The following is a 7,530-nucleotide window of genomic DNA, read 5'->3' on the forward strand; positions in this document are numbered from 1 at the left end:
CTCACCACCCCCACCGCACTCACCCTCTTCGACACCACCCTCCACACCCCCCACCCCCACCTCCTCCTCACCCCCATCGACCGAACCGCCCTACGGAAGCGGGTCGAGCGCGGGGAACTGCCGCCGATCCTCAGCGGGTTGGTGCGGTCGGCGGGGCCGCGTGCCACCGGGGACGGGACGAGCGACTGGGCGCGCCGGTTCGCCGAGACACCGGAGGGCGAGCGCGGCACGCTCCTGCTGGACCTGGTCCGCTCGCACGTCGCGGCGGCGCTCGGGCACGGTTCGCCGGAGAGCATCGATCCGGACTCTGCGCTCAAGGAGTTGGGCTTCGACTCGCTGATCGCGGTGGAGTTCCGGAACCGCCTCGGCGCCGCCATCGGGCTGCGGCTGCCGGCGACGCTGGCGTTCAACTACCCGTCGCCCCGCGCGCTCGCCGAGCACCTCGGTGACCGCCTCGCCCGCGAGGCCACCGCCGCCAGGCCCGCCGACGGCACCGGCACCGGTTCGGGCGAAGGCTCCGGGCAGGTACCGGACGACGCCACGGCGTTCGCCGAACTCGACCGCTTCGAAAGCATTCTGCGAACGGTCTCCGACAGCGCGCGGGAGGAGTTCACGACCCGCTTGCGCCTGCTGCTCTCCGAACACTCCACCACGCACGCCACGGACGATTCCCTCGCCGCCGCCCTCGACGGGGCCTCCGACGAGGAGATGTTCGACCTGATCGACAACGAGCTCGGCACGGCTTGAGACGGGACTGAATGCGATGACGGTTGAAGACAAACTGCGGGACTACCTCAAGCGCGTGACCGCCGACCTCCAGCGGACCCGGGCGCGCGTTCAGGAGCTGGAGTCCAGGGAGAACGAGCCCGTCGCGATCGTGGGCATGGCCTGCCGCTACCCCGGCGGCGTCCGCTCCCCCGAGGACCTGTGGCGACTGGTGACCGACGGCGTCGACGCGATCGGCGAGTTCCCCACCGACCGCGGCTGGAACCTCGACGCCCTCTACCACCCCGACCCCGACCACCCCGGCACCAGCTACACCCGCCACGGCGGATTCCTCCACGACGCCGCCGACTTCGACCCCGAGTTCTTCGGCATGAGCCCCCGCGAGGCCCTCGCCACCGACCCGCAACAACGGCTCCTCCTCGAAACCGCCTGGGAGACCCTCGAGAACGCCGGCATCGACCCCACCACCCTGCGCGGCACCCACACCGGCGTCTTCACCGGCGTCATGTACGACGACTACGGCAACCGGCTGACGCAGGCGGCACCCGACGGCTTCGAGGGCTATCTCGGGACGGGGAGCGCGGGCAGCCTGGCCTCCGGGCGGCTCTCCTACGTGTTCGGATTCGAGGGCCCGGCCATCTCGGTGGACACGGCGTGCTCCTCCTCGCTGGTCGCCCTGCACCTGGCCGCCCGCGCGCTGCGCAACGGCGAGTGCGACCTCGCCCTCGCCGGCGGGGTCACGGTGATGGCCACCCCCGCCGCGTTCATCGAGTTCAGCCGCCAACGCGGCCTGGCCCCCGACGGGCGCTCCAAGTCCTTCGCGGCCGCCGCCGACGGCGCCGCCTGGAGCGAGGGCGTCGGCCTGCTGCTGGTCGAACGGCTCTCCGACGCCCGCCGCAACGGCCACCGGATCCTCGCGGTCGTCCGGGGTTCCGCCGTCAACCAGGACGGCGCCTCCAACGGCCTCACCGCGCCCAACGGCCCCTCCCAGGAGCGGCTGATCCGCCAGGTGCTGGCGGAGGCGCGCCTGCGCCCGTCCGACGTGGACGCGATGGAGGCCCACGGCACGGGTACCGAGCTGGGCGACCCCATCGAGGCGGAGGCCCTGCTCGCCACCTACGGCCAGGACCGCGAACACCCGCTCTGGCTCGGTTCCGTCAAGTCCAACATCGGCCACACCCAGGCCGCCGCCGGCGTCGCCGGCATCATCAAAATGGTGCAGGCCATGCGACACGGCGTCATGCCCCGCACCCTGCACGTCGACGCACCCTCCCCCCACATCGACTGGGACGCCGGCAACGTCGAACTCCTCACCGAAAGCCGCGACTGGCCGCGCACCGACCGACCGCGCCGCGCCGCCGTCTCCTCCTTCGGCATCAGCGGCACCAACGCCCACGTCATCCTGGAGGAGCCGCCCGCCGCCGACCCGGCACCGGACCCGGTGGAGACGGCCGCGCCACCGGTGGTGCCGTGGCCGCTGTCCGGCCGGACCCCCGAGGCGCTGCGCGCGCAGGCGGCCGGGCTGCGGACGTTCCTGGCGACCCTGCCCGACGACCGACTGGCCGCCGCCGGACGGGCGCTGGCCCTGAACCGGGCCGCGCTGACCTGCCGTGCGGTGGTGACCGGCGCGGACCGGGAGGAACTGTCCGCCGCCCTGGCCGCGGTCGCGGACGGCAGCACCGCGCCGGGCCGGGTGCTCGGCGGCAAGGTCGCGTTCCTGTTCACCGGCCAGGGGTCCCAGCGGGCGGGCATGGCCCGCGGCCTGTACGAGGCCTACCCGGTGTTCGCCGAGGCCCTGGACGCCGTCCTCGCCGAACTGGACGGCCACGGCGAGGTGCCACTGCGCGAGGTGCTGTGGGGCACCGACGAGGAGGCGGTCCGGCGGACCGGAAACGCGCAGGCCCTGCTGTTCGCGGTCGAGGTGGCGCTGTTCCGGCTGGCCGAGTCCTGGGGGGTGCGGCCGGACTTCCTGGCCGGGCACTCCGTCGGTGAGATCGCCGCCGCCCACGTCGCCGGGGTGCTCTCGCTGGCCGACGCCTCGACGCTGGTCGCCGCGCGCGGCCGCCTGATGCAGGAGCTGCCCGAGGGCGGAGCGATGGCCGCGATCCGGGCGACCGAGCAGGAGGTCCGGCCGCTGCTGTCCGACGCGGTGGGGCTCGCCGCGGTCAACGGCCCGCAGTCGGTGGTGATCTCGGGCGACGCGGCCGCCGTGTCGGCAGTCGTCGCGCACTTCGCGGAGCAGGGACGGAAGACCGGCTCGCTGCGGGTCTCGCACGCCTTCCACTCACCGCTGATGGCCCCGATGCTGGACCGGTTCCGCGCGGTCGCCGAGTCGCTGACCTACCGGGAGCCGACGATCGCGGCCGTGTCCACGGTCTCCGGCGGTCCGGCCGGGAGCTGGGCGTCGGCGGACTACTGGGTGCGGCACGTCTCGGCGACCGTCCGGTTCGCGGACGCGGTACGCGGCCTGCGGTCCGCGGGCGTCACCGCGTTCGTCGAGATCGGCCCGGACGCGGTGCTCTCGGCGGCGGGGCCGGAGTCCGCGGCCGATGCCCTCTTCGTCCCGCTGATGCGCCGGGACCGGCCGGAGGCGGCCGAGGCGGTCGCCGGGCTCGGGCAGCTCCACGCGCACGGCGTCCGGGTCGACTGGTCGGCGTTCTTCGGGCCCGCGGACCGCGTGGACCTCCCCACCTACCCGTTCCAGCACCGGTCGCTGTGGCTGCATCCCACGGACAACCCGTCCTCGTCCGGCTCCACCGCCCGGCACCCGTTGATCGGCGGAGCGGTCGAACTGCCCGACGGCAAGGGCCGGATCCTCACCGGCCAGGTCACCGCCGCCGCCCACCCGTGGCTGGCCGACCACGCCGTGCACGGCGTCACCGTGCTGCCCGGCGCGGCCTTCCTGGACCTCGTCCTCCGGGCAGGGGCCGAGAGCGGGCTCACCCGGGTCGCGGAACTCACCGTCGAAGCACCGCTGGTGCTGGCCGACGGCGCGCCGGCCCGGCTGCACCTCACGGTCACCCCGGACGACACCGAGGGCGGCGCTGCGGGCAGCGGCCTCCCCGCCCCCGACGGGGGCACCACCGTCCAGCGGGTGACCGTCCACTCCCGTTCCGGCGACGACCCGGAACGACCCTGGATCCGCCACGCCGGCGCGGTCCTCACCGGGCCGGGCCACGGAACCGTCGAGGGCGCCACCGCCGGCCCGGCGGGCGACTGGCCCCCGGGCGACGCCGTCCCCGTCGACGCCGAGGAGCTGGCCGACCGGCTCGCCGGCCTCGGCCACAGCGGGGCCGTCCCGCTGGCCGGGCTGCACGCCGCCTGGCGGGCCGGGGACACCGGCTACGCCGAGGTCCGGCTGCCCGACGACGCCGGGCAGGGCGGGTACCTCCTCGACCCGCGGCTGCTCCAGACGGCCCTGGCCGCCCTCGACGCCCCGGCCGACGAACTGCGCACGCCCGTGGCGTGGCAGGACGTCACCGTCCACGCCACCGGCGCGCGGACGCTCCGGGTCGCGCTGACTCGCACCGGGCCCGACACCGCCTCGGCGTCGATCCGCGACGCCTCCGGCACCCTGGTCGCCACCGTCGGCTCGGTGCGGCTCGGGCCGGTCCGTGCCGCCGGGCTCCGCGGCACGGACACGGACAGCGGGTACCGGCTCGAGTGGATCCCGCTGCCGCGGCCCGCCGAGGCCGCGACCCGCTGGGCGGTCATCGCCGGGAACGCGGACGAGGACGCTCTCGCCGCCCTGCCCGGCGAGCGCCACCCCGACCTCGCGGCGCTCGCCCGCGCCGTCCGGGACGGCGCGCGTCCCGCACCCGACGCGATCCTCATGACGCTCCCGGAGAGCGGCCCGGAAACCGGCGCGGCCGCCGTCGGGCAGGCCGTCCGGGCGCTCGACGCCGTACGGGACCTGCTGGCCGAGGAACCGCTCGGCGGCTCACGGCTGGTGATCGTCACCCGGCGCGCGGTCGCGACCCACGACGGTGCCGACGGCGGCGCCCCGGAGGACGTCCTCGATCCCGGCCAGGCGGCCGTCTGGGGCCTGCTGCGCTCGGCCCAGATCGAGCACCCCGGCCGTTTCGTACTGCTCGACGTCGACGAGCAGGTCACCGAGGCCGTGCTGGGTGCGCTTCCGGCCGCCGGCGAGGACCAGTTCGCCGTCCGCGCCGACGACCTGCTCGTCCCCAGGCTGGTCCGCGTGCCCCTCACCGCGACGGCCGCACCGGGGGAACAGGAGCAGGCGGAGGAGGAACAAAGGCGACGGGCAAGGCCGTTCGACCCCGACGGCACCGTGCTGGTGCTGTCCGGGGCCGGCGACCTCGCCGAAGCACTCGTCCGGCACCTGGTCACCGAACACGGCGCACGTCATCTGCTGCTCGCCCGCACCGCCGGGGCCGCGCCGCTCGACGCCGACGGCCTCACCACCCTCGGGGCGAGCGTGACCACCGCGCCCGGGGAGATCGGCAACCGCGCGGACCTCGCCGCGCTGCTGGCCGCCGTCCCGCCCGGACGGCCGCTGACCGCCGTCGTCCACGCGGTCGAGGAGACCGGCGCCCCGCTCACCGCCCTCACCCCCGAGCACCTGGACGCCGCCCTGCGCATCCGGGCCGGCCTCGCCTGGGACCTCCACGACCTCACCGCCGACGCCGGACTCGGCGCCTTCGTCCTCTTCTCCTCCGCCGCCGGCTCCCTCGGCGCCCCCGGACGCGCGGACCGGGCTGCCGCCGGGGCACTCCTCGACGCCCTCGCCGACCGCCGGCGCGCCGAGGGGCGCCCCGTCCTGTCGCTCGGCTGGGCGCCGGAGGAGCAGTCGGATCCCGCCCGGCCGGAGCCCGCCGCGCCCGACGGGCTCAAGCCCCGCTCCACCGGGCACTCCCTCGCCGCGTTCGGCCTGGCGCTGTCCGGGGGGCGGCACGGCAGGCTGCTGCCCGTCGAGCTCGACCACGCCGAACTCCGCAGGCACGCACGGGCGCTGACCCTGCCGCCGGTGTTCCGGAACCTGGTGCGCGTCCCGACCGCGGGCACCGCCGCCGTCGACAACCGCGCCTGGGCGCGACAGCTGCGCGCCCTGTCCGAGGACGAGCAGCTCAGGACCGTGCTCGACCTGGTCCGTGGCCGGATCGCCGCCGTGCTCGGGCACCGGACTCCCGACTCGGTCGATCCGGACCGCCCGCTCCAGGAACTGGGATTCGACTCGCTCACCGCCGTCGGCCTCCGCAACCGGCTCCACGAGGCGACCGGGCTCGACCTCCCGTCGACCCTGCTCTTCGACTACCCGACCGCCGCCACGATGGCCGGCCACCTGCGCTCCGAACTCCTCGGCGTCCGGGGGAGCACCGTGGTGCCGGTCACCGCGGTCCGGTCCGACGACGACCCGATCGTCATCGTCGGCATGGCCTGCCGCTACCCCGGCGACGTCCGCTCCCCCGAGGACCTGTGGCAGCTGGTGGCCGAGGGCCGGGACGCGATCACCGGCTTCCCCGACAACCGCGGCTGGGACCTCGACGCCCTGTACCACCCGGACCCCGAACACCTCGGCACCTCCTACGTCCGTGCGGCCGGGTTCCTGCACGACGTCGCCGACTTCGACGCCGACTTCTTCGGCATCAGCCCGCGCGAGGCGCTGGCGATGGACCCGCAGCAGCGGCTGCTGCTGGAGACCAGCTGGGAGCTGTTCGAACACGCGGGGATCGACCCCTCCTCACTGCGCGGCAGCCGCACCGGCGTCTTCACCGGGACTCATGACCGGGACTACGGAACGCTGGTCGCCGGGCACGAGAACCTGGAGGGCTACCTGATCGTCGGCAACTCGGCGAGCATCCTCTCCGGGCGGCTGTCCTACACCTACGGCCTGGAGGGCCCCGCCGTCTCCCTGGACACGGCGTGCTCCTCCTCGCTGGTCGCCCTGCACCTGGCCGCGCAGTCGCTGCGCAACGGCGAGTGCGACCTCGCCCTCGCCGGGGGCGTCTCGGTGCTGGCGACGCCCTCGTCGTTCGTGGAGTTCAGCCGGCAGCGCGGCCTGGCTCCCGACGGGCGCTCCAAGTCCTTCGCGGCCGCCGCCGACGGCACCTCCTGGAGCGAGGGCGTCGGCCTGCTGCTGGTCGAACGGCAGTCGGATGCGCGCCGCAACGGCCACCAGATCCTGGCGGTGCTGCGCGGCTCGGCCGTCAACCAGGACGGGACCACGAGTCAGCTGTCGGCGCCCAACGGCCCCGCGCAGCAGCGGGTGATCCGTCAGGCCCTGGCCAACGCCGGACTCACCACCGCCGACGTCGACGTCGTGGAGGCCCACGGCACCGGAACCAAACTCGGCGACCCCATCGAGGCCCAGGCCCTGCTCGCCACCTACGGCCAGGACCGGCCCGAGGGAGCCCCGCTCCGGCTCGGCTCCATCAAGTCCAACATGGGCCACGCGGCAGGAGCGGCGGGCGTCGCCGGCATCATCAAAATGGTCCAGGCCATGCGACACGGCATCATGCCCCGCACCCTCCACGTCGACGCACCCTCCCCCCACATCGACTGGGACGCCGGCCAGGTGGAACTCCTCACCGAAAGCCGCGACTGGCCGCGCACCGACCGACCGCGCCGCGCCGCCGTCTCCTCCTTCGGCATCAGCGGCACCAACGCCCACGTCATCCTCGAACAAGCCCCCACCGCCGACGCGGCACCGGAACCGGAACCGGCAGGCACCCCCGTCACCTGGCGACTGTCCGCCAAAACACCCACCGCACTACGCGACCACGCCCGCCGCCTCACCCAACACCTCCACCACCACCCCCACCTCACCCCCCACGACATCGC

The 7,530-nt window shown here is 75.0% G+C and carries 2 protein-coding genes; both read left to right on the forward strand.

Annotated features, from left to right (window positions below; translation table 11 throughout):
* On the forward strand, positions 1-747 hold a 747-nt coding region (locus ACIQWA_RS40760), incomplete at its 5' end, for a phosphopantetheine-binding protein (RefSeq protein WP_402492216.1).
* 16 nt (positions 748-763) lie between these two features.
* Positions 764-7,530, forward strand: a 6,767-nt coding sequence (locus ACIQWA_RS40765) for a type I polyketide synthase (protein WP_402492219.1), incomplete at its 3' end; no start/stop codon positions are given.

This window comes from Kitasatospora sp. NPDC098652, from assembly GCF_044760155.1.
Classification (GTDB): Bacteria; Actinomycetota; Actinomycetes; order Streptomycetales; family Streptomycetaceae; genus Kitasatospora.